General features: G+C 63.1%; 24 protein-coding genes. 12 read left to right on the forward strand and 12 right to left on the reverse strand.

The annotated features are described in order from the left end of the window. Positions 1 to 2 precede the first annotated feature (2 nt). Together ACFOJ9_RS33090 and ACFOJ9_RS33095 are read right to left on the reverse strand one after the other, a co-directional pair. Complete coding sequence (locus tag ACFOJ9_RS33090; protein WP_378985490.1) at positions 3 to 1,235, reverse strand: 3-methyl-2-oxobutanoate dehydrogenase (2-methylpropanoyl-transferring) subunit alpha; 1,233 nt, start codon at positions 1,233 to 1,235, stop codon at positions 3 to 5. Between the two features lie 376 nt (positions 1,236 to 1,611). Then, on the reverse strand, positions 1,612 to 2,904 hold the full coding sequence (locus ACFOJ9_RS33095; RefSeq protein ID WP_378979481.1) for an IS4 family transposase: 1,293 nt from the start codon (positions 2,902 to 2,904) through the stop codon (positions 1,612 to 1,614). Positions 2,905 to 3,420: 516 nt separating this feature from the next. On the opposite strand from ACFOJ9_RS33095, the gene holA reads away from it, so the two are divergent. Further along, positions 3,421 to 4,467 carry a DNA polymerase III subunit delta gene (holA, locus tag ACFOJ9_RS33100; RefSeq protein WP_378985492.1) on the forward strand — a complete coding sequence of 349 codons (1,047 nt, stop codon included), beginning with the start codon at positions 3,421 to 3,423 and terminating at the stop codon, positions 4,465 to 4,467. 270 nt (positions 4,468 to 4,737) lie between these two features. Here the strand turns inward: holA and ACFOJ9_RS33105 are convergent, their stop codons facing one another. From ACFOJ9_RS33105 to mnmE, 5 genes are all read right to left on the reverse strand, one after another. After that, the gene (locus ACFOJ9_RS33105) at positions 4,738 to 5,628 is read right to left on the reverse strand and encodes a ParB/RepB/Spo0J family partition protein (protein WP_378985494.1); all 891 of its coding nucleotides are present in this window, start codon (positions 5,626 to 5,628) and stop codon (positions 4,738 to 4,740) included. A gap of 64 nt (positions 5,629 to 5,692) precedes the next feature. Continuing rightward, complete coding sequence (locus tag ACFOJ9_RS33110; protein WP_378985496.1) at positions 5,693 to 6,493, reverse strand: ParA family protein; 801 nt, start codon at positions 6,491 to 6,493, stop codon at positions 5,693 to 5,695. A gap of 67 nt (positions 6,494 to 6,560) precedes the next feature. Then, positions 6,561 to 7,193 carry a 16S rRNA (guanine(527)-N(7))-methyltransferase RsmG gene (gene rsmG / locus ACFOJ9_RS33115; protein ID WP_378985498.1) on the reverse strand — a complete coding sequence of 211 codons (633 nt, stop codon included), beginning with the start codon at positions 7,191 to 7,193 and terminating at the stop codon, positions 6,561 to 6,563. Beyond that, on the reverse strand, positions 7,190 to 9,070 hold the full coding sequence (gene mnmG, locus ACFOJ9_RS33120) for a tRNA uridine-5-carboxymethylaminomethyl(34) synthesis enzyme MnmG (protein WP_378985500.1): 1,881 nt from the start codon (positions 9,068 to 9,070) through the stop codon (positions 7,190 to 7,192). Before mnmG ends, rsmG begins: the two co-directional genes overlap by 4 nt. 458 nt (positions 9,071 to 9,528) lie before the next feature. After that, positions 9,529 to 10,857 (reverse strand): tRNA uridine-5-carboxymethylaminomethyl(34) synthesis GTPase MnmE, encoded by a 1,329-nt coding sequence (gene mnmE, locus ACFOJ9_RS33125; RefSeq protein ID WP_378985502.1) that lies wholly within the window; start codon positions 10,855 to 10,857, stop codon positions 9,529 to 9,531. A 61-nt stretch (positions 10,858 to 10,918) separates the two neighbouring features. Here mnmE and ACFOJ9_RS33130 point away from each other — a divergent pair, with 61 nt between their 5' ends. After that, the gene (locus ACFOJ9_RS33130) at positions 10,919 to 12,934 is read left to right on the forward strand and encodes a thioredoxin domain-containing protein (protein ID WP_378985504.1); all 2,016 of its coding nucleotides are present in this window, start codon (positions 10,919 to 10,921) and stop codon (positions 12,932 to 12,934) included. A gap of 157 nt (positions 12,935 to 13,091) precedes the next feature. Here ACFOJ9_RS33130 and rho read toward each other — a convergent pair whose 3' ends face one another. The 3 genes from rho to hemE form a co-directional block, all read right to left on the reverse strand. Then, complete coding sequence (rho, locus tag ACFOJ9_RS33135; protein ID WP_378985506.1) at positions 13,092 to 14,357, reverse strand: transcription termination factor Rho; 1,266 nt, start codon at positions 14,355 to 14,357, stop codon at positions 13,092 to 13,094. Positions 14,358 to 14,594: 237 nt separating this feature from the next. Next, complete coding sequence (hemJ, locus tag ACFOJ9_RS33140) at positions 14,595 to 15,131, reverse strand: protoporphyrinogen oxidase HemJ (protein ID WP_378985508.1); 537 nt, start codon at positions 15,129 to 15,131, stop codon at positions 14,595 to 14,597. Beyond that, on the reverse strand, positions 15,131 to 16,162 hold the full coding sequence (gene hemE / locus ACFOJ9_RS33145; protein WP_378985510.1) for a uroporphyrinogen decarboxylase: 1,032 nt from the start codon (positions 16,160 to 16,162) through the stop codon (positions 15,131 to 15,133). The genes hemJ and hemE overlap by 1 nt, the downstream gene beginning before the upstream one ends. 405 nt (positions 16,163 to 16,567) lie before the next feature. On the opposite strand from hemE, the gene ACFOJ9_RS33150 reads away from it, so the two are divergent. The 6 genes from ACFOJ9_RS33150 to ACFOJ9_RS33175 all read left to right on the forward strand — a co-directional run bounded on the left by ACFOJ9_RS33150 (position 16,568) and on the right by ACFOJ9_RS33175 (position 20,973). After that, positions 16,568 to 17,389 carry a pyruvate, water dikinase regulatory protein gene (locus ACFOJ9_RS33150; protein ID WP_378985512.1) on the forward strand — a complete coding sequence of 274 codons (822 nt, stop codon included), beginning with the start codon at positions 16,568 to 16,570 and terminating at the stop codon, positions 17,387 to 17,389. Between the two features lie 284 nt (positions 17,390 to 17,673). Further along, positions 17,674 to 18,273 (forward strand): Maf-like protein, encoded by a 600-nt coding sequence (locus ACFOJ9_RS33155; protein ID WP_378985514.1) that lies wholly within the window; start codon positions 17,674 to 17,676, stop codon positions 18,271 to 18,273. Beyond that, positions 18,266 to 19,108, forward strand: coding sequence for a shikimate dehydrogenase (locus ACFOJ9_RS33160; protein ID WP_378985516.1), 843 nt, complete (start codon positions 18,266 to 18,268; stop codon positions 19,106 to 19,108). The genes ACFOJ9_RS33155 and ACFOJ9_RS33160 overlap by 8 nt, the downstream gene beginning before the upstream one ends. Then, positions 19,105 to 19,710: a dephospho-CoA kinase gene (coaE, locus tag ACFOJ9_RS33165; protein ID WP_378985518.1), complete on the forward strand. Its 606-nt coding sequence runs from the start codon at positions 19,105 to 19,107 to the stop codon at positions 19,708 to 19,710. Before ACFOJ9_RS33160 ends, coaE begins: the two co-directional genes overlap by 4 nt. A gap of 75 nt (positions 19,711 to 19,785) precedes the next feature. Beyond that, positions 19,786 to 20,487: a DNA polymerase III subunit epsilon gene (dnaQ, locus tag ACFOJ9_RS33170; protein WP_378985520.1), complete on the forward strand. Its 702-nt coding sequence runs from the start codon at positions 19,786 to 19,788 to the stop codon at positions 20,485 to 20,487. Between the two features lie 198 nt (positions 20,488 to 20,685). After that, positions 20,686 to 20,973: a GIY-YIG nuclease family protein gene (locus tag ACFOJ9_RS33175; protein ID WP_378985522.1), complete on the forward strand. Its 288-nt coding sequence runs from the start codon at positions 20,686 to 20,688 to the stop codon at positions 20,971 to 20,973. A 220-nt stretch (positions 20,974 to 21,193) separates the two neighbouring features. Here the strand turns inward: ACFOJ9_RS33175 and secB are convergent, their stop codons facing one another. Then, positions 21,194 to 21,694, reverse strand: coding sequence for a protein-export chaperone SecB (gene secB, locus ACFOJ9_RS33180; protein WP_378985524.1), 501 nt, complete (start codon positions 21,692 to 21,694; stop codon positions 21,194 to 21,196). 129 nt (positions 21,695 to 21,823) lie between these two features. Further along, on the reverse strand, positions 21,824 to 22,324 hold the full coding sequence (locus tag ACFOJ9_RS33185) for an FxsA family protein (protein ID WP_378985526.1): 501 nt from the start codon (positions 22,322 to 22,324) through the stop codon (positions 21,824 to 21,826). 217 nt (positions 22,325 to 22,541) lie between these two features. Here ACFOJ9_RS33185 and ACFOJ9_RS33190 point away from each other — a divergent pair, with 217 nt between their 5' ends. Genes ACFOJ9_RS33190 through ACFOJ9_RS33205 form a run of 4 tightly spaced genes read left to right on the forward strand, consistent with a single transcriptional unit; the run spans position 22,542 to position 25,311 of the window. Continuing rightward, the gene (locus ACFOJ9_RS33190; RefSeq protein ID WP_378985528.1) at positions 22,542 to 23,249 is read left to right on the forward strand and encodes a Tim44/TimA family putative adaptor protein; all 708 of its coding nucleotides are present in this window, start codon (positions 22,542 to 22,544) and stop codon (positions 23,247 to 23,249) included. 21 nt (positions 23,250 to 23,270) lie between these two features. Next, positions 23,271 to 24,395, forward strand: a complete 1,125-nt coding sequence (mltA, locus tag ACFOJ9_RS33195) for a murein transglycosylase A (protein WP_378985530.1) — start codon at positions 23,271 to 23,273, stop codon at positions 24,393 to 24,395. Further along, positions 24,392 to 24,946: a Smr/MutS family protein gene (locus tag ACFOJ9_RS33200; protein WP_378985532.1), complete on the forward strand. Its 555-nt coding sequence runs from the start codon at positions 24,392 to 24,394 to the stop codon at positions 24,944 to 24,946. Before mltA ends, ACFOJ9_RS33200 begins: the two co-directional genes overlap by 4 nt. Next, positions 24,943 to 25,311 (forward strand): helix-turn-helix domain-containing protein, encoded by a 369-nt coding sequence (locus ACFOJ9_RS33205; RefSeq protein WP_378985534.1) that lies wholly within the window; start codon positions 24,943 to 24,945, stop codon positions 25,309 to 25,311. Before ACFOJ9_RS33200 ends, ACFOJ9_RS33205 begins: the two co-directional genes overlap by 4 nt. Positions 25,312 to 25,348: the final 37 nt, after the last annotated feature.

Genomic DNA, 25,348 nt, shown 5'->3' on the forward strand with positions numbered 1-25,348 from the left:
GGTCAAACTCCCGCCTGCTGGCGCTGGCGCCGCAGATGCGGCGGCATTTCGGCGTAGAGGCCCTCGAACATGTCGCGGGTCGACGGCTTACCGCCGGCATGCAGCGTGCCGTGACTTTCGGCCTCCTTCTGCGCCGCGATCACCGTGTCGAGGATTTCCGCCTCGGCCTGCGCGTGCCGCTCGTCCGACCAGACACCGAGCACGATGAGATGGTTCTTCAGCCGCACGATCGGGTCGCCGAGCGGCCAGGCGTCGGATTCGGTCTTTGGCCGATAGGCGGACGGGTCGTCCGAGCTCGAATGCGCGCCGGCACGGTAGGTGACATATTCGACCAGCGTCGGCCCGAGATTGCTGCGCGCACGCTCCGCCGCCCATTTGGCAACGGCATGGACGGCGAGATAGTCGTTGCCGTCGACGCGCAGCGACGGGATGCCGAAGCCGAGGCCTCTTGCCGCAAAAGTGCCCGAGCCGCCGCGCGCGATGCCTTGAAAGGTCGAGATCGCCCATTGGTTGTTGACGACATTGAGAACGACGGGCGCCTTGTAGGTGGAGGCGAACACCAGCGCCGAATGGAAGTCGGACTCGGCCGTCGAGCCGTCGCCGATCCAGGCCGCGGCGATTTTCGAATCATTGCTGATTGCCGAAGCCATCGCCCAGCCGACCGCCTGAATGTACTGCGTCGCCAGATTGCCGGAGATCGAAAAGAAGCCATGCTCCTTTGACGAATACATGATCGGCAATTGCCGGCCCTTCAGTGGGTCGGCCTCGTTGGAATAGATCTGGTTCATCATCGTGACCATCGGATAGCCGTCGGCGATGAGCAGGCCGGCTTGCCGATAGGTCGGGAAGTTCATGTCGCCAGGCGCCAGTGCCTTGCGGAAGGCGCAAGCCACCGCCTCTTCGCCCAGATGCTGCATGTAGAAGGAGGTCTTGCCCTGCCGCTGTGCCATCTGCATGCGCGCATCGAAGGTCCGCAGCGTCATCATGTGGCGCAGGCCGGCCAAAAGTTCCTCATCGGAGAGCAGGCCGGCCCAGGGGCCGACGGCTTCGCCGGTGCGGTTCAGCACGCGGATGATCGAGAAGGCATGATCGCGGATGGTGCGCGGATCGACATCGATCTCGGGGCGCGGCACCGAGCCGGCTTTCGGGATCGGCACATTGGAAAAGTCAGGCGTTCCGCCCGGCCGCACTTCCGGCTCCGGAACGTGAAAACGCAACATCCCAGCATCGGCCATGACCTTTGTCCTCCAATGTTGCCTGGCCCAACGTTGCCCGGAAAGATATTTGCATATCTGCGCGGCCAGACCAGTGCGAATTCGTTGGGCAAGCCTCCGGTCCGGCCGCGCCGGCCGATCCAGCCTCCCCAGCACCAAGATGAAGATATGTCGGCGAAATTTCTTGTCGATGTTGGGCAGCGGCGCGCAATTTGGGAGAAGGATGCGGCGGGTTTCCCGCCAGATAAGGCGATTGGCGGGCAGGGCTTGGGTTCCTCTCATGAACGGCTTCCCCCACTCCGTCGCTGCTTCGCAGCGCCACCTCTCCCCCCTCCGGAGGGAGAGGAAGGGAGCCAAGGGCGACGAACTCGCGCCTTTCCTCTCCCCCGTCGATCGGCTAGGGCATATACACATCTCGCAAGGCCCAACCATCGGCACAGGCACGGAAGTAGGCCAAGCCGTTGTAGAAGGTGATAGGGCCTGGTGGCCTTGAGGAGGCATAACCGTTCCAGCCGCCGAGCCTTGCGATGATCCAGGCCGCCCATGCGAGTGAGTTTTTGGGGTAGGGATTGGATTGCAGCCGCGTCTTGCCCTTGAAGCGTGTCTCGATCGCCGAGAGCGTATCGATCTCGTTGGACGTGAAGGCGAGGCTCGCCTGTTGATCGCCTTGGCCATTGCGGGCCTGCACGAGCTGCATGACGATGATGGCGGCCTTGGCGGCGATGGCGACGAGCTTTTCCAAGCGCGCGGCCGATTGCAGCTGGCTGTCTTCGATCTTCAAGCCTTGGCTCTTCATCACCCGGAAGAACTGCTCGATGACCCAGCGCTGCTTGTACCAGTCGACGATCTGCCAGGCCTGGGAGGGTGTGGCCACCGCATGGGTGGTCAGCAGCAGCCAGTGAAGCGGCTCCACGTCGGCGGGCGCAGCCGTCTCGATGACTTCGACCCAGCGCAGCGTCACGCCTTTGGGCAGGTTGGCCTCGCGCAGGTTGCCCGGCCGCCGGATCGTGGCTTCGCCAAAGCGCAAGCAAAGCTCGGCTCGACGCGCCGGGCGGTCGGCCCGTTCGCGCAGCTCGATCACCTGGGTGTCACTGAACGCCACCTCCTGCACGGCACGGCGCAGCGTTGTGCCCGAAAGCAGTGCGCGGTCATGCATGACGCGTGTCAGCACGTGGAAAGAGCCATCCGGCACACGCGCCCACATCATATAAAAGTCACTCTCACGATCGGCGATGAAAGTGACCATACGGGCCCGGGCCAGCACTGGCTTGGCCGCTTGCGCGGTTTCGACCCAGCGGCACGATTCCTTCTCGCTCAACGAGCGATCAGCGTGCGGTGGCAGCTCTTCATCGCCCCGTGTCCAAACCCGCCCGCCCACAAGACCAAGGCAAGAACCGCGCTCGGCATCAAGGGCGAGCATCGGATGCAGCAGCATGCCCCAGCAATTGCCCTTCTTGATCCTGCCAAGATCGCGCCGGTTGTCCTGCGTCGTTGGGAATCTGATCTCGCTGGTGTCTTGCAGCGCCAAAACATGCCGGCCGTCCACTGCAACCCGCGTCGGTTGGCTCCAGCCTTCAATCACCCGCTCGACCGTCACCGCATCATTGCCGAGAAAGCGCCCATAGCGGATCTCCTCGGAATGGTTGCCGCCAGAAAGCTGGCGCAAGCACACCGTTTCGCGCAGCACCATGCCTTGGAGCAGCGACGCCCCCCTTTATCGAGGCGGCGATCTCCAAACAAACCTAATGACCACGACGGGCACGACATCGGCGACAATCCTTGCAAATCAGACCGTCGCAGAAAAAATCATACCTCAGGCATTCGCGGAATCCGACCCAGCCAAGGCGAGTCAATCCGCCGCACCGAGATATGTATATGCCCTAGCGTCGATCGGGGGAGAGGTGGCGAGCGAAGCTCGACGGAGTGGGGGTCGATCTTTCATCGAAGCAATGCTTCCGACTGACTACGGCTTGCCTGAGTTTTCTTGCTCGCCGGGTTGTGCCTTGTCTTACGGCGGCGCGTTTGGCGAATGGCTTCCCCCACTCCGTCGCTGCTTCGCAGCGCCACCTCTCCCCCCTCCGGAGGGAGAGGAAGGGAGCCAAGGGCGACGAACTCGCGCCTTTCCTCTCCCCCGTCGATCGGACACCCTTGTGGGGAGAGGAACCCAAGCTGGATGCCGCCCGCTCATCATGCTAACCAACCCGCCATGGCACAGAAGAAAGCATACGAGGTCGATGGGTGGCTGGCGCGGCCGGACCAGCGCATCTCCATTGTCCTGCTTTACGGTCCCGATCGCGGCCTCGTTTCCGAGCGGGCAAAGGCCTTTGCCGGCAAGACCGGCCTGCCGCTCGACGATCCGTTCTCGGTGGTCCGGCTGGAGGGTTCGGAGGTCGATCGCGATGAGGGCCGGCTGCTTGACGAGGCGCGCACCGTGCCGATGTTTTCCGACCGGCGCCTGCTGTGGGTGCGCAATGCCAGCGGCCAGAAGGCGCTGGCTGACGACGTCAAGGCGCTGACAGCGGAACCCGCGCGCGATGCGATCATCCTGATCGAGGCCGGCGATCTCAAGAAGGGCGTCGGGCTGCGTGCCATCGTCGAGGCCGCGGACAACGCCATGGCGCTGCCTTGCTATGCCGATGAAGCCCGCGACATCGACGCGGTCATCGACGATGAACTGCGCAAGGCCGGCATGTCGATGACCATGGAGGCAAGACAGGCGCTGCGCCGCAATCTCGGCGGCGACCGGCTGGCCTCGCGCGGCGAGATCGAAAAGCTCGTGCTCTATGCCCATGGCCAGCAGGACATCGGCTTGGAAGACATCAAGGCGATGTCGGGCGACGTGTCAGGCGCCTCTTTCGACGACGCGGTCGATGCGCTTCTTGAAGGCAAGATCGGCGACTTCGACACCGCCTTCACCCGCCATTGCCAGTCCGGCGGCCAGCCCTTCCTGGTGCTGTCCTCGGCGATGCGGCAGTTGCAGCAGATCCAGGTCATGCGCGGGCAGATGGAGTCCGGCAACCGCAACGCCGCCTCGGTCGTTGCCGCCGCTCGGCCGCCGGTTTTTTTCTCCAGGCGCAAGCTGGTGGAAAAGGCGCTGGAGCGCTGGAACGTCGACGCGCTCAGCCGTGCGCTGACCCGGCTGCAGACGGCGGTGCTGCAGACACGGCGGCGGCCGGATCTTTCGGTGGCGCTGGCGAGACAGGCGCTGCTGGGGATCGCGGTGGAGAGCAGCCGCTTGGCGCAGCGCGCCTGATCTCCCCCCTCGAGGGGGAGATGTCGCCGAAGGCGACAGAGGGGGTCGTTGCGCGTGAAGCGCTGGCCTCTTCTTCGTTGCCGCAGGGGGCCGGCGCTTGATGTGGGGCGACCCCCTCTGGCCTGCCGGCCATCTCCCCCTCAAGGAGGGAGATTCGCGGCGGCACCGATTTCGCCAATCACCAGCGCCACAAAAGGAAAAGGCCGGCCCAATGGCCAGCCCCTTTCCACATGCGCGCAATCTCCGGTCTGAATATACTTCTCCGGCTAACTACCGCTCCTGCTTCAGCCTTCTGCACAGCTCATCAAGCTGCTCCAGCGACCGGTACGACACCCGCAAAGTGCCGCCCTTGCCCTTGTGGTCCACCGACACAATCATGCCGATCGTGTCGGTCAACAGCTTTTCCAGGGCCAGCGTGTCGGCGTCTTTCTGCTCCGGACTCGGCGCCGGCTTGGCTTCCTTCGCGCTGCTGCTGCCGGCCGGCATCTGCGCCAGCGCTTCGGCCTGGCGCACCGAAAGTCCCTCTTCGACGATGCGCTTGGCAAGGCCGGCTGGATCTTCCGCCGTCACCAGCGTGCGGGCATGGCCCGCCGACAGGGCGCCGTCGACCAGCATGTCGCGGATCACATCCGGCAGCTTCAACAGCCGCAGCGTGTTGGCGACATGGCTGCGGCTCTTGCCGATGACCTGGCCGAGATCGGCCTGGGTGTAGCCGTGATCGTCGATCAACTGCTGGTAACCGAGCGCTTCCTCGACCGCATTGAGGTCGGTGCGCTGGACGTTCTCGATGATCGCCAGTTCGAGCGCGGTGCGGTCGTTGACCTCGCGGATGATGACCGGGATCTCGGACAGCCCGGCGCGCTGCGCCGCGCGCCAGCGCCGCTCGCCGGCGATGATCTCGTAGCGGCCGGCCTGCGTCGGCGACGGCCGTGCCACCACCGGCTGGACGACGCCATGTTCGCGGATCGACTGGGCAAGATCGGTCAGCTCGGCGTCGCCGAAATGCCGGCGCGGATTTTTCGGATTTGGCGTCAGGAACTCGATCGGAACCTTGCCGTCGGCGCTCATACCTGTCTTTTCGGGCGCTGCCGGGCGATCAATCTCGCCGATCAGCGCTGCAAGCCCGCGGCCCAGTCTCTTTCTCGAAAGGTCTTCGCTCATCTTTATTCCAACGTCTCGGATCGTTTCGGTATCGAATCGGCTTTTAACGATGCACCCAGCCTAATCAAGCAGCGCGTAATTTACGCTCGCGGCGGATCACTTCCGACGCCAGTTGCAGATAGGCCTGGCTGCCCGAGCATTTCAGGTCATAGAGGATCGCCGGCTTGCCGTAGGATGGCGCCTCGGACACCCGCACATTGCGCGGAATGATGGTCTCGTAGACCTTGTCGCCCATATGCGCCCGCACATCCTGCACCACCTGGTTGGCGAGATTGTTGCGGCCGTCATACATGGTCAGCACGATGCCCTGGATGGTCAAATCCGGATTGATCGAACGGCGGACCTGCTCGACCGTTTCCAGCAACTGGCTGAGACCTTCGAGCGCGAAGAACTCGCATTGCAGCGGCACAAGAACAGAATCGGCTGCCGCCATGGAATTCAAAGTCAAAAGGTTGAGCGACGGTGGGCAGTCGATCAGCACATAGCCGAAGGGCGCCCCGCGGTCGGTCGCGGCGCGAAGCGCATTGCGCAGCTTGAGCACACGGTCGGGGGCGGAAGCGATCTCCATTTCGATGCCGAGCAGATCGAGCGTCGACGGCACGATCGAGAGGCCAGGCACCGCCGTCGGAATGGCCGCGGCCTCCAGCTCCAGCTCGCCGGTCAGCACGTCATAGGACGAGACCGTCCGGTCCTTGCGGTCGATGCCGAGGCCGGTGCTGGCATTGCCTTGCGGATCGAGATCGACGATCAGCACCTTTTCGCCGATCGCGGCAAGCGCGGTCGCCAGATTGATGGCGGTGGTGGTCTTGCCGACGCCGCCCTTCTGGTTGGCTACGGTGATGATTCGGGGGCCATTCTTCATCATGGGTCTATGCCAGAAGTTCATTTTTGGGTCGCCAAATGGTCTGACCAATGGTCTTACAAGTCGCAGATCAGACAGGTCGCAGGTTGGACAGTTCCAGGATGACCCCGTGAGGGTCGGTCACACTGGGATGTTCTACCAGATCGAAGGACCATCGGTGAACGCTTTCTTGCACTTCGGCGCGATAATCCCGGCCTTTGTGGAACAGGCCGCGCGCGCCTGACGTTAGCCAGGGCGCAGACAGGTCCAGCAAGGTCGAAAGCGAGGCCAGCGCCCGCGCCGTGACAATTTGCGGTGTCGAAACAAGCGCATGGCTGTCATCGATGCGGCGCGCCACCACCCGCGCCGGCAGGCTGAACTGCCCGACCACGGTCTGCAGGAAGGATGCCTTTTTGCGATTGCTTTCAACCAGATCGATGCTGGCGCCGTCGCGCTCGGCAAGCAGGAAAGCCATGACGAGGCCGGGAAATCCGCCGCCTGAGCCGAGATCGACCCAGCGTTTGGCTTGAGGCTCTATGCGCCCGAGCTGCGCGCTGTCCAGGATATGGCGCTGCCAGACATCGCCCGACGTCGATTGCGCCACGAGATTTATGCTGCGATTCCATTTCTGGAACACCTGCTCGAACGCCACCAGCCGATCGAATGTTTCACGTGAAACCGGGCCTGCCGCGTCCTGCAGACTCTCTAGGGACATAGAACTCACGCAACATCCCTTTGTGGGCGCCGGGCACTCTCAGCATGGCGGACATGCGCGACAATGATCGCCAGCGCCGCCGGCGTCATGCCTTCCATGCGCTGGGCATCGGCGATGGAGCGCGGCCGCCGCGCCTGCATCTTCTGCTTCAGCTCGTTGGACAGCCCCGGCACGCCGGCGAAATCGACCGTTTCGGGGATCAACCGGCTCTCTTCATGCCGGATCTGCGCGACATCCGTCTTCTGACGATCGAGATAGACAGAATATTTTGCTTCCGTTTCGAGGCGCTCCGCCGTCTTGGCGTCGATTTCCGCAAAGCGCGAATCGATACGTGCCAGCCAGGCCACATCGACGTCGGGATAGGACAGCAATTCATATCCGGACCGGCGCACGCCATCCCGGTTGATCTCCAGCCCGTGACGTGCAGCCTCGTTGGGCGTCAGGGTGAGCGACTTCGCCAGCTGACGTGCCTCATCGAGGCACTGCATGACATGCCCGTAGCGCTGAATCCGCTGCGTCGAGGCAATTCCCAACCTCGACGCCAACGGAGTCAGCCGCTCATCCGCGTTGTCGGCGCGCAGCGACAGCCGGAACTCGGCCCGCGAGGTGAACATCCGGTAGGGTTCGCTGATGCCGCGGCTGGTCAAATCGTCGACCATCACCCCGATATAGGCTTCGGTGCGGCTGAGCACGATCTGCTCGTTGCCCGATATCAGCCGCGCCGCATTGAGGCCGGCAAGCAGGCCCTGCCCGGCTGCTTCCTCATAGCCGGTCGTGCCGTTGATCTGCCCGGCGAGAAACAGACCACTGATGCGCTTCGTCTCCAGCGTCTGATGCAGCTCGCGCGGATCGACATGATCATATTCAATGGCATAGCCAGGCTGCAGCATGGTTGCGCGCTCAAGCCCGGGGATGGTTTTCAGGATATCGAGCTGCACATCCTGCGGCAGCGAGGTCGAAATCCCGTTGGGATAGACGGTGTCGTCATCAAGACCTTCCGGCTCCAGAAAGATCTGGTGGCCGTCCCTGTCGCCGAACTTGACGATCTTGTCCTCGATCGACGGGCAATAGCGCGGTCCGACACCTTCGATCGAGCCGGAATACATCGCGGACCGGCCAAGATTGGCGCGGATTAACTCATGCGTGGCCGTGGTCGTGCGCGTGATGCCGCACTCGATCTGCGGCGTCTCGATGCGGTCGGTCATCAGCGAGAACGGCACCGGATCCTCATCCGCGGCCTGCTTTTCCAGCGACGCCCAATCGATGGTCCGGCCATCGAGCCGCGGCGGTGTGCCGGTCTTCAGACGGCCGAGCTTGAAGCCCGCACGGTCCATCGTCGCCGACAGGCCAAGGCTGGCCTGCTCGTTCATGCGACCGGCGACAATCTTCTTCTCGCCGATATGAATAAGCCCGCGCAGGAAGGTTCCGGTGGTCAAAACGGCCGCGCCGCAAGCCAGGCGCCGCCCGTCAGCCAGGAGAACAGCCTTGATCTGCTCGCCGACGATTTCGAAGTCCAGAACCTCGCCTTCGACCACGTCGAGATCGTTCTGCTGCCGAATCGCTTCTTGCATGGCAAGGCGATAGAGCTTTCTATCGGCCTGCGTGCGGGGTCCGCGCACGGCGGGACCCTTGCGGCGGTTGAGCAGACGGAATTGAATGCCGGCAGCATCCGCCACGCGGCCCATCAGGCCATCCATGGCATCGATCTCGCGCACCAGATGACCCTTGCCGAGCCCGCCGATCGCCGGATTGCAAGACATCACGCCGATCGTGTCAAAGCGCAGCGTCACCAGCGCGGTTCTCGCGCCGGCACGCGCGGCGGTGCTGGCCGCCTCGCAACCTGCGTGGCCGCCACCCACCACAACCACATCATAGTGATTGGTCATTTCCAAACGTCCCAGACTCAAAAGATTGAGGACACATGTCCCCGCGAAGCAGTGCTGTCAAGAAAACTCCGCGACGAGTTTCACGTGAAACAGGGTGAGAGGCACATCCGATGATGTTTCACGTGAGTCACGACCAGGGATTGCCGAGTGTTCCCAACCTCGTCATCCACGGGCGGAGCAGCCGCGAAGCGGCGTCGCGGAGACCCGAGGATCCATGCCGCGACCTTGCTGACGGAGCAGAATTCTGGACCGTAGCAACGCTTTGGAGCCCCGGCATGGATCCTCGGGTCTGCGCTGCGTTGCTGCGCTCCTTGCTCCGCCCGTGGATGACGAAGCGATTGATGTTTCTGCCAATCGCCAAGGCCTACGGTTCCGCGCGGACAATCCCTCAAGCCTCTATCCCAAGCATCTAGGCCGATAGGCAAATCCCGTCTGGGCGAAAGAGTGTTTCACGTGAGTCATTTCCCTATGCAAAACTGCGAGAAAATCACGTCCAACATGTCCTCGACATCGATGGCGCCGACGAGCCGGCCCAGGCGATCGGCAGCGAGCCGCAACTCCTCGGCGCGCAATTCCTGCCCGACAGTCTGCCCATCAATGGCCCGAAGCAGATGGCGGTTTGCTGCACCAAGCAATTCGACGTGGCGAAGGCGCGACGGCAGGATATCCCCGACGTTGCCGGCCGCCTCCGCCGCACGCTGGCCGATTTCCGCCAGCAGTCCCTCCACGCCGGTCCCGTCCTTCACCGAGATGACGAGATCATAATCAACGGCCGCATCGCTCGCCGCGCGGTCTTCCAGCAGATCGAGCTTGGTGCCGACGCGCAAGGTCGGCGCCGTCGACAGCGAACCGATATCCCTGGGATCCAAGACATCTCTAAGCAACAGCAAGAGATCGGCGCCATGTGCCTTGGCTCTCGCCTTCTCGATGCCGATCGCCTCGACCTTCCCAGCGGCATCGCGCAGCCCGGCCGTGTCGATCAGCCTGACGCGCAGCCCCTGAAGATCAAGTATCACTTCAAGCAGATCGCGGGTCGTGCCAGGTTCATCCGTTACTATAGCGGCATCCCGCCGTGCCAGGGCGTTGAACAGACTCGACTTACCGGCGTTGGGCGCACCAAGGATGACGACCTCGAAGCCGTCACGGATGATCTCGGCAGCGCGAAATCCGGCAACGTGCCGGTCGATTTCATCGATCATTGTCCGGACATCAGACCAAACCGTATCCGAAACGGAACCGGGGACATCGTCCTCATCGGCAAAATCAATCTCCGCCTCGATCATGGCCCGGGCGTGGATCAGCCTGCGGCGCCAGCCGAGGTAGAGTTCGCTCTGAGCGCCTTCGGCATTTTGGACAGCAAAACGCCGCTGCGCCTCCGTCTCGGCATTGACGAGATCCGCCAGCGCCTCGGTCTCGACCAGATCGACCTTGCCGTTGAGAAAGGCGCGGCGGGTGAATTCGCCCGGTTCCGCGTGCCTGACGCCGTCGAAACCAGTGATCGTCTCCAGCATCCTGGCCACCACGGCGCGTCCTCCATGAACGTGGAATTCCGCCACATCCTCGCCCGTAAAACTGGCCGGTCCGGGAAAGAAGACGACCAAGCCGTTATCGAGTACGGTTCCATCGGGCGCCCTGAACCTGCGCAAAACCGCCGCGCGGTCCTTAACCATAGCGCCGGCAATCGTTTCGACTACGAATCGAGTCTGCGGGCCGGAAATGCGAATGACGGCGACGCCGGCCGGAAGCCGGCCGCTCGACAGCGCAACGATCGAATCGCCTGAAATCATTTGCCCGCTCTACCGAACCGCTCTAGCTTCACGCCTATCCGACCACCCGAGTTTGTTCATCGTGACGCTGCCCGCGCAAAACCTGCTTGCTGAAGAAGCCAGCCCCTATCTGCAGCAGCACAGCGGCAATCCCGTCCACTGGCGGGCCTGGTCGCCGGCTTCGCTCGAAGAGGCCAAGGCGCTGGACAGGCCGATCCTGCTCTCGGTCGGCTATGCCGCCTGCCATTGGTGCCATGTCATGGCCCACGAAAGCTTCGAGAACGATGACGTCGCCGCCGTCATGAACCGTCTGTTCGTCAATATCAAGGTCGACCGCGAGGAGCGTCCCGACATCGACCAGATCTATATGGCGTCGCTCTCCGCGATGGGCGAGCAAGGCGGCTGGCCGCTGACCATGTTCCTGACCCCGGACGGCAAGCCGTTCTGGGGCGGCACCTATTTTCCGCGCGAGCCGCGCTATGGCCGCCCCGGTTTCATCCAGGTGATGGAGGCGGTGGACAAGGCCTGGCGGGAGAGGAGGGCGAGCCTCAACCAGAGCGCCGACGGCCTGACGACGCATGTCGAGGCGCGGCTCGCCGGCTCGCATATGAAAACAGCGCTCGATCGCGACACGCTGGCGGAGCTTGCCAAGGGCATAGACGGCATGGTCGACGGCGATCTCGGCGGTCTGCGCGGCGCGCCGAAATTCCCGAATGCGCCGTTCATGCTGACACTCTGGCTGTCCTGGCTGCGCGACGGCAACGCCAGCCATCGCGACGACGTCCTGCTCAGTCTCGAACAGATGGTGAGCGGCGGCATCTACGACCATATCGGCGGCGGGCTCAGCCGCTACTCGACCGACGCCGAATGGCTGGTGCCGCATTTCGAAAAAATGCTCTACGATAACGCCCAGCTCATCCGCTTTTGCAACTGGGCCTACGCGGCGAGCGGCAACGAATTGTTCCGGGTACGAATCGAAGAGACAGTCGACTGGCTGCTGCGCGAAATGCGCGTTGACGGCGGCGCCTTTGCCGCCAGTCTCGATGCCGACAGCGACGGCGAGGAAGGGCTGTTCTACACCTGGAGCCAAGACGAGATCGAAGCCGCACTCGGAGACGATTCCGCCTTGTTTTTCAATCACTTCACGCTCGCCAGCCCGCATGGTTGGGAAGGCAAGCCGGTTGTCCACCAAACAAGGTCCCAGCAGTCGCAAAGTGTGATCGACGGCGAAGAGCTCAGCCCACTGAAGGCGAAGCTTCTCACTGTGCGGGAACAACGGGTCAGGCCAGGCCTGGACGCAAAGAGCCTCACCGACTGGAACGGCCTGATGATTGCAGCACTCGCCGAGGGCGGCCGGTCGCTGGCGCGGCCTGACTGGATCGATAAGGCGGCGAAGGCCTTTGCCCTTATCAGCTCTGGCAGCCGCGACGGCCGCTTGCCCCATTCGATGCTCGGCTCCAGGACATTGTTTCCTGCTTTGTCCAGCGACTACGCCGCCATGACCAATGCAGCGATCTCGCTGTTCGAGGCATCAGGCGATTGGAGCTATGTCGACCAAGCCAGCCAGTTCGTCGGGCAGCTCGACCATTGGCACGCCGACACCGAAAAGACCGGCTACTATTTGACCGCCTCGGATAGCGCCGACGTGCCGATCCGCATCAGGGGCGATGTCGACGAAGCCATTCCTTCCGCAACCGGCCAGATCATCGAGGCATTGATCCGGCTTGCCTCCGTCACCGGCGATCTCGAGCTGCACGAGAGAGCCTGGGAAGTCGCCGAGCATGCCGCCGGCCGTGCTGCGCACCAGGCCTATGGCCAGGCCGGCATCGTCAACGCCTGCGCGCTGGCGATCGAGCCGCTCAAGCTGGTCATCGTCGATGGACTGGACGATCCAAAGCTCGTTCCGGTTGCGAATCGATGCCCGGACCCGCGTCGCGTCGACATCATCGTGCCGATCGGTACGGTAGCGAATCGACCCTTGCTGCCCGGTGGAATCCTGCCGCCGACCAACAGAGCGGGTGCATGGTTGTGTACGGGGCAGGTTTGCTTGCCGGCGGTCACGGATGCTGAGGAGTTGGAGAAGCTGTTGAGGGGATAGCGCCTCACCCTCCCCCTTGTGGGGAGGGTCGGCTCGCGATCGTAGCGAAGCGTAGATCGTGGGACGGGGTGGGGGGTGAATCGCCAACCCCCGGTGCTGACCCCCACCCCGCTCCGCTACGCGGATCGACCCTCCCCACAAGGGGGAGGGTAAGCCCTTACGTGTTCATCGAATCGAAGAAGTCCGCATTGGTCTTGGTCTGCTTCAGCTTGTCGATCAGGAACTCGATCGCGTCGGTGGTCCCCATCGGCGCCAGGATGCGGCGCAGCACGAAGATCTTCTGCAGATCCTGCTTGGAAACCAGCAGGTCCTCCTTGCGGGTGCCGGACTTCAAGATGTCCATGGCCGGATAGATGCGCTTGTCGGCCACCTTGCGGTCGAGCTGGATTTCGCAGTTGCCGGTGCCCTTGAACTCTTCGAAGATGACTTCGTCCATGCGGCTGCCGGTATCGATCAGCGCGGTGGCGATGATGGTCAAGGAGCCGCCTTCCTCGATGTTGCGGGCGGCGCCGAAGAAGCGCTTCGGCCGCTGCAGCGCGTTGGCGTCGACACCGCCGGTCAGCACCTTGCCGGATGACGGCACGACGGTGTTGTAGGCGCGGCCGAGACGGGTGATCGAATCGAGCAGGATGACGACGTCGCGGCCATGTTCGACCAGGCGCTTGGCCTTCTCGATGACCATTTCGGCGACCTGCACGTGGCGCACCGCCGGTTCGTCGAAGGTCGAGGAGATCACCTCGCCCTTCACCGAGCGCTGCATGTCGGTCACCTCTTCCGGCCGCTCGTCGATCAGAAGCACGATCAGATAGCATTCGGGATGGTTGGCGGTGATCGAGTGGGCGATGTTCTGCATCAGAACCGTCTTGCCGGTACGCGGCTGCGCGTTGATCAAAGCGCGCTGTCCCTTGCCGATGGGCGCGACCAGGTCGATCACGCGCGCCGAGATGTCCTTGGTGGTCGCATTCTCGATCTCCATCTTCAGCCGCTTGGTCGGATAGAGCGGCGTCAGATTGTCGAAGTGGATCTTGTGACGGATCTTTTCGGGATCGTCGAAATTGATCGTGTTGACCTTGAGCAGCGCGAAATAGCGCTCGCCCTCTTTCGGGCTGCGGATAGGCCCTTCGACCGTATCGCCGGTCTTCAGCGAAAAGCGTCGGATCTGCGACGGCGAAATATAGATGTCGTCGGGACCTGGCAGATAGTTGGCGTTGGCGGAGCGCAGGAAACCAAAACCATCCTGCAGCACCTCGACCACGCCGTCGCCGATGATCTCGATCTCCTGGGCGGCCAGTTTCTTCAGGATCGCGAACATCAGCTCCTGCTTGCGCATCACGCTGGCGTTTTCGACCTCGAGCGATTCGGCATAAGCGATCAGCTCTGGTGGTTTCTTGTTTTTGAACTCGGCGAGTTTCATTTCTTGCATAGACGGACCTTGAACAGATGGAGTCTGGGTAAGCTTTGGGAAAATATCGGCGGGATGCGACAAATGCCGGGCGCGGCCGAAAGCAATGAAGGGCGGCGCATGACGGGAAGGAAGACCCGTCTTTTATCGTCGGTCGGGGGAAAGAGCAAGCTGCGTTTTGCGGGACCGGTAAAGGCCTCAAAGCGCATCATGCATGTCGTTGTCCCAAAACCGGCGACCACTTTTGAACGACATGCATCAGAACGGCTTGACGACAACCAGGATTACGATTGCGATCATCAGCAATGTGGGGATCTCGTTGATCATTCGCCAGTGCTTCGCCGGTTTTTCATTGCGATCCTCGGCGAATTTGCGCACCGCACCGGCCAGATAGCCGTGAACGGCGGACAATAAAAGCACCGCACCGACCTTCGCGTGCAGCCAGCCGCCTTCGAAACCAAAGCCTTTCCAGGCAAGCCACAGGCCGAACACCCAGGTGACGATCATCGCCGGATTGATGATGCCGCGCAGCAGGCGCCGCTCCATCACCTTGAAGGTCTCCGACTGCACCGAGCCCATCTCGGCATCGGCGTGGTAGACCAGCAGCCGCGGCAGATAGAGCATGCCCGCCATCCACGAGATGACAGCGAGGATATGGATCGTCTTGGCCCACGGATAGAAGCTGTCGGGTGCGGCGAAATACAAAAGCGCGGTGAGCACAACCAGTACGGCGATACCGATCGTCATGCGCATCATCGCCTGGCCGGTACTGTTCGTGTTGTTCATCTGAGCCATCAGCGTGTCGCGCTCCGTACCTGCTTCACCATCGCCTCGACATGGGCGATCGGCGTCTCCGGCGTGATGCCGTGACCGAGATTGAAAATCAGCGGCCCATCTCCCAGCGCTTTCAGGATCGCTCCGACGCCGTCGGATAGCGCCTTGCCGCCAGCCACGAGGCGCAAGGGATCGAGGTTGCCCTGTACCGCACCCGAGCGCTGCAAATCCTTCGCCGCCTCCAGGGGCACCGTCCAGTCGATCCCCAGACCCGTCACATTGGTCTTCTGGCGATAGCTCTGGTAGCGGGCGCCGGCGCCCTTGGGGAAGCCGATGATCGGAACGTCGGGATGAACGGCTCGTACCTGGCGAACGATCTCCGCCACCGGCTGCACGCAGAACAGGTCGAAAGACGCATCGTCGAGTACGCCGGACCAGGAATCGAAAATCTGCACCACATCCGCACCGGCCTCGATCTGGCGGATGAGATAGGCGGCCGAATGATCGGCAAGCACCTCCAGCAGGTGCTGGAATGCCGCCGGCTCGCGATAGGCAAACAGCCGCGCCGGCGCCTGGTCGGGCGTGCCATGGCCGGCAATCATGTAGGTCGCCACCGTCCACGGCGCACCGCAGAAGCCAATCAGTGTTGTCTCGTCTGGCAGTTTGGCCCGCAACCGACGAACCGTCTCGTAGACCGGTTCGAGATTTACGTGAAACACCTTGCCTTCCAGAGCCAATATCTCCGGCACCGTAATCGGCGTCAGCAGCGGCCCTCGCCCCTCTTCGAAGCGGACGTCGCGGCCAAGCGCATGCGGAACCACAAGGATATCGGAAAACAGGATCGAGGCATCGAAGCCGAAGCGCTCGATCGGCTGCAAGGTCACTTCGACGGCAAGGTCGGGATCATAGCAGAGATCGAGGAACGACCCGGCCCGTCTGCGCGTTTCACGATACTCCGGCAAATAGCGCCCGGCCTGACGCATCATCCAGAGCGGAGGCGGAAACACCGCTTCGCCCTTGAGGACGTCCAGCATGATCCGGCTTTTGGGCATCGAACGCTCGCCTCTCCCAGCCCTCTATAGTCTTAAAGATTCTTATATCTAAGATTCTTCTGATTCTAAGAGTCTGTTGGTTGTGGTGGTTGTCACCTGTCCCGCTTTGCCCCGAAAAACACCAGCAAGCATATTGTCGCGCGCTTCTTTCTCCCGGATGTAGGGCTCTGGGGATAGTTTGGAATCCGCTACTGGAGTCAAAGTCTTAGGGTTGTCCGGGAAAAACCAGCCCTGTGGACAGAAGCAGGGCAAGAAAACCGGTCCCCAGACTTGTCCCCAGCCGCCCGACGAAGCTGACAGCGCATCGAATTGTGGACAAACTGCCATCTGATACAGTCGCCTCCGACCGACCCTTCTTTCCATCCCGCTTTATCCACAGCCGCCCACAGCCCCTGGTGACCCCCTGTGAACAAACCCCAGAGTTTCTTCCATCTGCACCTGATTTCCGACGCGACCGGCGAAACGCTGCTCGCCGCCGGCCGGGCGGCTTCGGCGCAGTATAAGGATGCGCGCGCCATCGAGCATATCTATCCGCTCATCCGCACCGAAAAGCAGGTGGCGAAAGTGTTCGAGGACATCGAGGAGGAGCCGGGCATCATCCTCTATACGGTCGTCGACCAGAAGCTGGCGCGCGGCATCGACGAGCGCTGCGCGACGATGGGGCTGCCCTGTGTTTCGGTGCTGGAACCGGTGCTGACCGTGTTCCAGTCCTATCTCGGCACGCCGGCCGGCCGCCGCGTCGGTGCCCAGCATGTGCTCGACGCCGAATATTTCCGCCGCATCGACGCGCTCAATTTCACCATGGACCATGATGACGGCCAGCTGCCGCTCAACATGGACGATGCCGATGTCGTGCTGATCGGCATTTCGCGCACGTCGAAGACGCCGACCAGCATCTATCTTGCCAACCGCGGCATCAAGACCGCCAACATCCCGATCGTGCTCGGCGTGCCGGTGCCGGAAAGCCTGGTCAACGCCAAGACACCGCTGATCGTCGGGTTGATCGCCACCGCCGAGCGCATCTCGCATGTCCGGCAAAACCGCATCCTCGGCAACAGCAGTTCTTATGAGGCGTCAGACTATATCGATCGCGCCGCCATCAGCGAAGAGCTCGCTTATGCTCGCCAGATCTGCACGCGCCATGGCTGGCCGATGATCGACGTCAGCCGCCGCTCGATCGAGGAAACGGCGGCGGCCATCGTTGCCCTGCGGGGAAAGTCGAGATAGATGAGTGGCCTTCCCCACCCGCAGGCTTGAGACAGTGTCCGAAACGTCGAGATCCTTCGCGCCCCCCTCTGCCCTGCCGGGCATCTCCCCCTCTAGGGGGGAGATCGGCAGTTTCGCGGACCGCACTTTCTGGTCAACGTTAAAAATTGGCGAAAGCCGAAGTTACTTCCAATCTCCCCCCTTGAGGGGGAGATGCCCGGCAGGGCAGAGGGGGGCGCTGTCCCGCCAACCTTTGGCAACCTTCTGCATTGCGCCGGTCAACGACGATTAACCGGGCGAAAAACATGACCGAGAAACTCATCCTCGCTTCAGGCAGTCCCTTCCGCAAGGCGATGCTCGTCGATGCTGGTGTCGACGTCGAAGCGGTGCCGGCCGACGTCGATGAGCGGGCGCTCGAATCGCCCCTGCAGGACACCGGTGTCTCGCCCGAGGACGTCGCCCTGGTGCTGGCCGAGGCCAAGGCCACCGAAGTCAGCGAACGCAGACCGGGCGCGCTGGTGCTGGGCTGCGACCAGACGCTGTCGCTCGGCGACGAAGTGTTCCACAAGCCGGCCGACATGGAAGGCGCGCGCCGTCATCTCCTGGCGCTCTCGGGCAAGACCCATCAGTTGAACAGCGCCGCGGTGCTGGTTCGCGACGGTGCGGTTTTGTGGCGGCATGTCGGCATCGCCTCGATGACCATGCGCAAGCTCGACCCGGCCTTCATCGGCCGCCATCTTGCCCGCGTCGGCGTCAAGGCGCTTTCCAGCGTCGGCGCCTACCAGATCGAGGGCGAAGGCATCCAGCTGTTCGAGAAAATCGAAGGCGACCATTTCACTATTGTCGGCCTGCCGCTGTTGCCACTGCTCGCCGAACTGCGCACGCTGGGAGCGATAGATGGCTGAGGCGTCAAAGAAAGCGTTCGTCACCGGCCATCCGGTCAAGCATTCGCGCTCGCCGAAGATCCACGGCCACTGGCTGGCCGAACATGGCATCGACGGCAGCTACCAGGCCATCGATGTCGCGCCGCAGGACTTTGCCGCGTTCGTGAAGACGCTGCAAGCAAACAATTACCGCGGCGGCAATGTCACCATCCCGCACAAGGAGGCGGCCTTCGCGCTGGTCGAGCGCCGCGACCAGGCGGCGCAAGAAATCGGCGCCGTCAACACGCTGTGGTTCGAAGACGGCACCTTGTGGGGTGGCAACACCGACGCGCACGGCTTTGCCGCCAACCTCGACGATCATGCGCCGGGCTGGGCGAGCAAGGGCGCGGCGGTCGTGCTTGGCGCCGGCGGCGCGTCGCGCGCGGTCATCCATGCGCTGAAGGAGCGCGGCGTGGCCGACATCCGCATCGTCAACCGCACGCTCGCCCGGGCCATGGAATTGCGCGATCGTTTCGGCGCCGGTGTCTCGGCGCATGGCATGGCGGCGACCGGCGAACTGCTCGGCGATGCCGGCCTGCTGGTCAACACCACCGCACTCGGCATGCATGGCAATGAAGGCCTGTCGGCCGATCCCGCTTTGCTGCCGGACCACGCCATCGTCACCGACATTGTCTATGTGCCGCTGGAGACGCCGCTGCTTGCGGCGGCCCGTGCGAGGAACCTGAAGACGGTCGACGGCCTCGGCATGCTGCTGCATCAGGCCGTGCCCGGTTTCGAACGCTGGTTCGGCATCAGGCCGCAAGTCACGGCTGAGCTCCGCACACTCATCGTTGCCGATCTGGTGCCGAAGCCATGATCGTGCTTGGCCTCACCGGCTCGATCGGCATGGGCAAGTCGACCACGGCAAAGATGTTCGCCGAGGCCGGCGTGCCGGTTCACGATTCCGACGAGGCGGTGCATCGCCTCTATGCCGGCACGGCAGCACCATTGGTCGAGGCGGCGTTTCCCGGCACCACATTTGCCGGGGTGGTCGACCGCGCAAAACTTGGCGCGCGCGTGCTCGGCGATGCCGCCGCGCTGAAGCGGCTCGAATCGATCATCCATCCGCTGGTGCGCGCCGATGCCGATGCCTTTCTGGCCAGGCATCGTACATCAGGCAAATCGATCGCCGTCCTCGATATCCCCCTGCTGTTCGAAACCGGTGGCCGCAACCGCGTCGACAAGGTGGTCGTCGTCACCGCCCCGACTGAGACCCAGCGCGCCCGCGTGCTGGCGCGGCCCGGCATGACGGAGGAGAAGCTAGCCTCTATTCTCGCCAAGCAGGTGCCGGATGCGGAAAAGCGCCGCCAGGCCGATTTCATCGTCGACACCGGCCAGGGGCTCGACGCCGCCCGCGCCACGGTTGCTGCCATCATTGCCGAACTCTCCGGGGATAAGTCCGGCAAGGCAGGCTCCTGACGGCAGGCCGTCAGCATTGCCCATTGCCATTTTGTTCCGGTCTCATGATTCTGCTCCTTTGGAGCGACTGATTCGATGCGTGAGATCATCTTCGACACGGAAACCACCGGCCTTGATTCGCGCGACGACCGCGTGATCGAGCTGGGCGGCGTCGAGCTGGTCAACCGCTTCCCGACCGGAAAGACCTTCCACCACTACATCAACCCTCAAGGGCGCGCGATCCACGCCGAGGCGCAGGCCGTGCACGGCATCGGCGCGGCGGACCTCGCGGGCAAGCCGACCTTTGCCGAGATTGCGCAGGAGTGGCTGGACTTCACCGACGGCGCCAAGCTGGTCGCCCACAACGCGACCTTCGATATCGGCTTCCTCAATGTCGAATTCGGCCGTCTGGGTCACCCGGTTATCGACAGCGGCCTCGTCGTCGACACGCTGGCGCTGGCGCGCCGCAAGCATCCGATGGGTCCCAATTCGCTCGATGCGCTCTGCCGGCGCTACGGCATCGACAACACCAGGCGCACCAAGCACGGCGCCCTGCTCGATTCCGAACTGCTGGCCGAGGTCTATATCGAGCTGATCGGCGGCAAGCAGGCCGCCCTCATCCTCGACAGCGCGACCGCGCCGGCCCAGGGCGAGAATGTCCGCCAGATCGAGATTGTCATCAGCCAGCGGCCGGCACCCTTGCCGCCGCGCCTCACCGAAGCCGAGCGCGATGCGCATGCCGGCATGGTCGCCACGCTTGGGGAAAAGGCGCTGTGGTTGAAGGTTGCGGCTGGCTAGCGACAAGGTGGAGGCCGGATGGCAGCGAGGTTGGTGGAGACCCTCGAGATTGGCCGAGGAGCCCCCACGCCTTCGTCATCCTAGGGCGAAGCAAGGAGCGAAGCGACGCGGCGCAGACCCTAGGATCCATGCCGTGACGTTTGCCTTGGAATGCAACGGATCAGGATGTTCTCACGACGCATTGCCCGGTAGCGCGCCATGACCGGCTATGTCTACATGACCGCAAGCCAAAAGCGGGGCACCATCTATATCGGTGTTACCAATGATCTCGGCCGCCGCATGCCGGAGCACAAATTCGGCGAGGGTGCAGGTTTCACTAGCCGCTATGGCGTTCAACGACTGGTCTGGTATGAAGAATTTTTCGATGTTACCGATGCCATCCAGCGCGAGAAATCGCTTAAGCGCTGGCCGCGACAATGGAAGATCGAATTGATCGAAAAGACCAATCCTGAGTGGTTCGAGCTTTTTCGTGGGACGGGGTGGTAGCGCTCGATCCTGGTCCGCTTTGACCCGTCGCTTGCGTCACGGCATGGATCCTAGGGTCTGCGCCGCGTCGCTTCGCTCCTTGCTCCGCCCTAGGATGACGAAGACGGGAGGGCTTCGGCCAACCTCGAAGGGCGCTGTCCCGCCGGCGTCTCAGTCGTCCCGCCCAAAACAAAAAACCCGGCGCGAGGCCGGGCTTTTCACAATCCGTTGGCAAGCAGCCTCAGCTCACCTTGACCTTGGTCGCCGCCTGATCTTCGGCCAGCTTCTGCTGGAACATCTGCGCGAAGTCGATCGGGTCGAGCATCAGCGGCGGGAAGCCGCCATTGCGGGTTGCCTCGGCGATGATCTGTCGGGCGAACGGGAACAAAAGGCGCGGGCATTCGATGAACAGGATCGGCAGCATGTGTTCCTGCGGGAAGCCTGCGATCGCGAACACGCCGCCATAGACCAGCTCGACATTGAACAGCACTTCCTGATCGAAGGACGCCTTGGCGTTCAGCGTCAGGTTGACGTCGAACTGCTTGTCGGAGAGCGGGTTGGCGTTGACGTTGACGTTGATGGCGATGCCGGGCGCCTTGTCGCGGCCGCGCAGCGAATTCGGCGCGCCGGGGCTTTCGAAGGATAGGTCCTTCACATACTGGGCCAAAACGTTGAGCGACGGCTGCGCCCCATTGCCGTTTCCGTTGGCTGCGCCGACCGGCGCGTCATCTTTGCTGGCCATAAGCCTTGTCCTCTTGCCTGGGCAGCGTCGCTGACCGAATTGAAATCGGGCGTTCGCTACCATGGCGGGGATGACAAGACAAGGTTTGCCGCCTTGCTTCTCGGCCTCGGGATGTGGAAGGACGGTGGCCTACTCGTCCTTCAAACGCCGCCAGGGAGAGTTGTGGTCCGGTCCGCGCGCATAGTCGTCGCTGCGCGAATAATCGCCATCGTCGAGGTCTATGGTCTTGTCGCGTTGCCGGCTGCGGAAGCCGCCGGTCGAGAAATTGGTGGCCAGCACGACGCGGCCCTTCAGCGCCCGCCAGGCGAGGTCGCGGATCGGCGGCAGGAACAGCAGCAGGCCGATAATGTCCGTGATGAAGCCGGGGATGATCAACAGGATCGCCGCCAGCACGATCATGGCGCCATGCGCCAGCTGGCGGCTCGGGTCGCGGCCGGCGTCCATCTCGGCCCGGATCCGCGTCATCACGCTGAAACCCTGATGCCGGAGCAGCAGCGCGCCGGCGATGCTCGACGCCAACACCAGGCCGACCGTCGCCAGCGCGCCGACCTGGCGTCCGACAACCACGAAGCCGGCGATTTCCAGCAGCGGAAGTGCCAGGAGAAAAAGGGGAAGGAACGAAATGCGCAAGTCTTGCCAACCTTTTTGGATCGTTTTGGCCGTTTCGATTGTTTTGGCCGCCAGTGAGCAATCGCCGCTGGCACTGAGGCTGTTAGATAGGTATGCCTGCCTTTGATTTGAATGATTGCGCCTTGCGTTCTATATGCTTTGAATGTTGAACGCTATGCGACCGTGGCCATTGGGCCTGACGGTCCGGCCACAGGGCAGGAATTGATTGGCGGAAGATATGGGATTCTTCGACTTCGGCACGATTTTCTTCCTGATTGCGGCGGTGGTCATCTTTTTCCAGCTGCGCAATGTGCTGGGCCGTCGCACCGGCAGTGAACGGCCGCCCTTCGACCCCTATACGGCGGCCCGCAGCGGCGACAAGGATGCCGCCCAGAAATCCGAAAACGTCGTCTCGCTGCCGCGCAAGCGCTTGCCGGGCGAGCCGGCGGCTGACACCTATGTGGCGATCGACGCCTTCGCCAAACCCGACACCGACCTCAACAAGGGCCTGCGCACGATCAAGGACAATGATCCGTCCTTCGAGCCGAAGGGTTTTGTCGACGGCGCCAAGATGGCTTACGAGATGATCGTCATGGCCTATGCCGACGGCGATCGCAAAACGCTGAAGAACCTGTTGTCGCGCGAGGTCTATGACGGTTTTGTCGCCGCGATCGGCGAACGCGAGGCCAAGGCGGAAAAGATACAGTCCTCTTTCGTTGGCATCGACAAGGCCGACATCGTCTCGGCCGAGATGAAGGGCGGCGAGGCGCATGTCACGCTGCGCATCATCAGCGAGCTGATTTCGGCGACCCGCGACAAGGCCGGCGCGGTCATCGACGGCGATCCGGAAACCGTCGCCGAGGTCAAGGATGTCTGGACCTTCGCCCGCGACACCCGCTCGCGCGATCCGAACTGGAAGCTCGTCGCCACCGAGGAAGAAGACTAGGGAATACGCGGCGAGGCTCCGGTGTCGCTATCGCCTCTCTTTGTCGAAAAATCCTTTGGCGATCTGCCAGGCTGGGAGGACGACGACCATCTGGCGGTTTTCGCCGCCTTTCGCCGCTCGGCCTTTCACGTCCTGACCAAACCCTATCGCAGCGGTGCGCTCGGCGTCGACTTCGACGCCTTTGCCGAGGCATACGCCGAGGCCCGCATTGTTTCGCCGGCGAATCGGTCGCCATTTCTGGATCGGAAGGAAGCCCGCGCTTTTTTCGAGCGCCATTTTGTCCCGGCGCTTGTCCGCGCCGAGACTGGCGGCGCCGGCCTCGTCACCGGCTTCTATGAGCCCGTGGTCGAAGCCTCGCCGGTGCGAACGGACCGGTTTTGCGTGCCGCTGCTGTCGCGTCCGGCCGATCTCGTCGACATCGACGACGCCAACCGGCCGCCTGACATGGATCCCTACCTCGCTTTCGCGCGGCAGACGCCGGACGGGCCGGTCGAATATTTCGATCGCGGCGCGATCGAGCGCGGCGCGCTGGCCGGCAAGGGCCTGGAAATAGCCTGGCTGGCCGACAAGGTCGATGCCTTCTTCATTCACGTGCAAGGCGCGGCGCGGCTCAATATGACGGACGGTCGGCTTTCCCGCGTCACCTACGCCGCCAAATCGGGCCAGCGCTTTACCGGACCCGGCAAGATGCTGAGCGAGATGGGCGAGATTCCGCTCGAAAAAGTGACGATGCAGTCGATCCGCGCCTGGTTCAAGGCGCATCCGGATCGTGTCGACGAGATCCTGTGGCGGAACCGCTCTTACATCTTCTTTCGCGAGGCCGATGTCGAGGACGCGGCCCTTGGCCCGATCGCCGCCGCCAAGGTGCCGCTGACGCCGGGCCGCTCCATTGCCGTCGACCGCCTGTTGCACACTTTCGGCACACCATTCTACATCGACGCGCCGTCGCTCACCGCTTTCGGCGCAAAACCGTTCCGGCGCCTGATGATCGCGCAGGACACCGGCTCGGCCATCACCGGGCCGGCGCGGGGTGATCTCTTCGCCGGTTCGGGCGACCAAGCCGGCGAGATCGCCGGCGTGGTGCGCAATGTGGCCGATTTTTATGCGCTGGTGCCGCGCGTGCTCGTTCCGGGTGCGAATCGATGACCCGGCGCCCAGACAGACTCAACGAAGCGAAGCTGAGCGAAGACGACCGGGTGTTGTGGAATTTGGTGGCGCGCACGGCCAAACCGCTGAAGGGCAGGATCGCCATCGACGTCCCCGAAATTGCTGCCGAGGCTAGGCCAAGTCAGTCGCAGCCGGCGCTGGCCACTACCAACACTGCTGGGACCGCAAAGCCGAAGGCTCAGCATGTCACGCACCGCCTCGACGAGCCGACGCTGGACAAATTGTCGAAAGGCCGGCTGCCGATCGAGGGCCGCGTCGACCTGCACGGCATGACCCAGGACGAGGCCTATTCGCTGCTGTTTTCATTCCTGCACCGGGCGCATGCCGGCGGCATCCGCTATGTCCTGGTCATTACCGGCAAAGGCTCGTCCTCCGGCGGCGACGGGGTGTTGCGGCGCGCGGTACCCGCCTGGCTGTCCACGCCCGCCTTCCGGCCGCTGGTCTCCAGCCACGACCATGCCGCCCGCAACCATGGCGGTTCGGGCGCGCTTTACATCAGGCTGCGGCGCACGGTGAGGCCGGGCGCGTGACCCCGTTCGGCGAGAAGCTGCGGACGCTGCGAGGCGAGCGCGGTGTCAGCCAGAAGGACATGGCGGCGGCGATCGGCGTCAGCGCCGCCTATTTGTCGGCGCTCGAGCATGGCAGGCGCGGCGCGCCGACCTGGACGCTGATCCAGAAGATCATCGGCTATTTCAACATCATCTGGGACGACGCCGAGGAGCTGGCGCGGCTGGCCGAGGCCTCGCATCCGCGCGTCAAGCTCGACACGTCGGGCCTCAGCCCCGCCGCCACCGAGCTCGCCAATCTGCTGGCCGAGAACATCGAAAAGCTCGATGAAGCGGAGCTTCGCCGCATCACCACATCGATCCGCGCGGCGCTGGGCCGACGGCCATAATCCGGTGGTTTGCGCCAGGGCGCGAGTTCCCTGCTGG

The organism is Mesorhizobium cantuariense (assembly GCF_042647205.1).
GTDB classification, from domain to species: Bacteria; Pseudomonadota; Alphaproteobacteria; order Rhizobiales; family Rhizobiaceae; genus Mesorhizobium; species Mesorhizobium cantuariense.

What these genes read in the sequence shown, in the direction of transcription:
- holA (WP_378985492.1), top strand. Translation starts at nt 3,421, where the DNA reads ATGGCACAGAAGAAAGCATACGAGGTCGATGGGTGGCTGGCGCGGCCG.
- mnmE (WP_378985502.1), bottom strand. Translation starts at nt 10,857, where the DNA reads ATGATTTCAGGCGATTCGATCGTTGCGCTGTCGAGCGGCCGGCTTCCG.
- ACFOJ9_RS33105 (WP_378985494.1), bottom strand. Translation starts at nt 5,628, where the DNA reads ATGAGCGAAGACCTTTCGAGAAAGAGACTGGGCCGCGGGCTTGCAGCG.
- hemJ (WP_378985508.1), bottom strand. Translation starts at nt 15,131, where the DNA reads ATGGCTCAGATGAACAACACGAACAGTACCGGCCAGGCGATGATGCGC.
- hemE (WP_378985510.1), bottom strand. Translation starts at nt 16,162, where the DNA reads ATGCCCAAAAGCCGGATCATGCTGGACGTCCTCAAGGGCGAAGCGGTG.
- ACFOJ9_RS33175 (WP_378985522.1), top strand. Translation starts at nt 20,686, where the DNA reads ATGACCGGCTATGTCTACATGACCGCAAGCCAAAAGCGGGGCACCATC.
- ACFOJ9_RS33155 (WP_378985514.1), top strand. Translation starts at nt 17,674, where the DNA reads ATGACCGAGAAACTCATCCTCGCTTCAGGCAGTCCCTTCCGCAAGGCG.
- ACFOJ9_RS33190 (WP_378985528.1), top strand. Translation starts at nt 22,542, where the DNA reads ATGGGATTCTTCGACTTCGGCACGATTTTCTTCCTGATTGCGGCGGTG.
- rho (WP_378985506.1), bottom strand. Translation starts at nt 14,357, where the DNA reads ATGCAAGAAATGAAACTCGCCGAGTTCAAAAACAAGAAACCACCAGAG.
- secB (WP_378985524.1), bottom strand. Translation starts at nt 21,694, where the DNA reads ATGGCCAGCAAAGATGACGCGCCGGTCGGCGCAGCCAACGGAAACGGC.
- ACFOJ9_RS33110 (WP_378985496.1), bottom strand. Translation starts at nt 6,493, where the DNA reads ATGATGAAGAATGGCCCCCGAATCATCACCGTAGCCAACCAGAAGGGC.
- ACFOJ9_RS33090 (WP_378985490.1), bottom strand. Translation starts at nt 1,235, where the DNA reads ATGGCCGATGCTGGGATGTTGCGTTTTCACGTTCCGGAGCCGGAAGTG.
- mnmG (WP_378985500.1), bottom strand. Translation starts at nt 9,070, where the DNA reads ATGACCAATCACTATGATGTGGTTGTGGTGGGTGGCGGCCACGCAGGT.
- dnaQ (WP_378985520.1), top strand. Translation starts at nt 19,786, where the DNA reads ATGCGTGAGATCATCTTCGACACGGAAACCACCGGCCTTGATTCGCGC.
- coaE (WP_378985518.1), top strand. Translation starts at nt 19,105, where the DNA reads ATGATCGTGCTTGGCCTCACCGGCTCGATCGGCATGGGCAAGTCGACC.
- ACFOJ9_RS33095 (WP_378979481.1), bottom strand. Translation starts at nt 2,904, where the DNA reads ATGGTGCTGCGCGAAACGGTGTGCTTGCGCCAGCTTTCTGGCGGCAAC.
- ACFOJ9_RS33160 (WP_378985516.1), top strand. Translation starts at nt 18,266, where the DNA reads ATGGCTGAGGCGTCAAAGAAAGCGTTCGTCACCGGCCATCCGGTCAAG.
- ACFOJ9_RS33200 (WP_378985532.1), top strand. Translation starts at nt 24,392, where the DNA reads ATGACCCGGCGCCCAGACAGACTCAACGAAGCGAAGCTGAGCGAAGAC.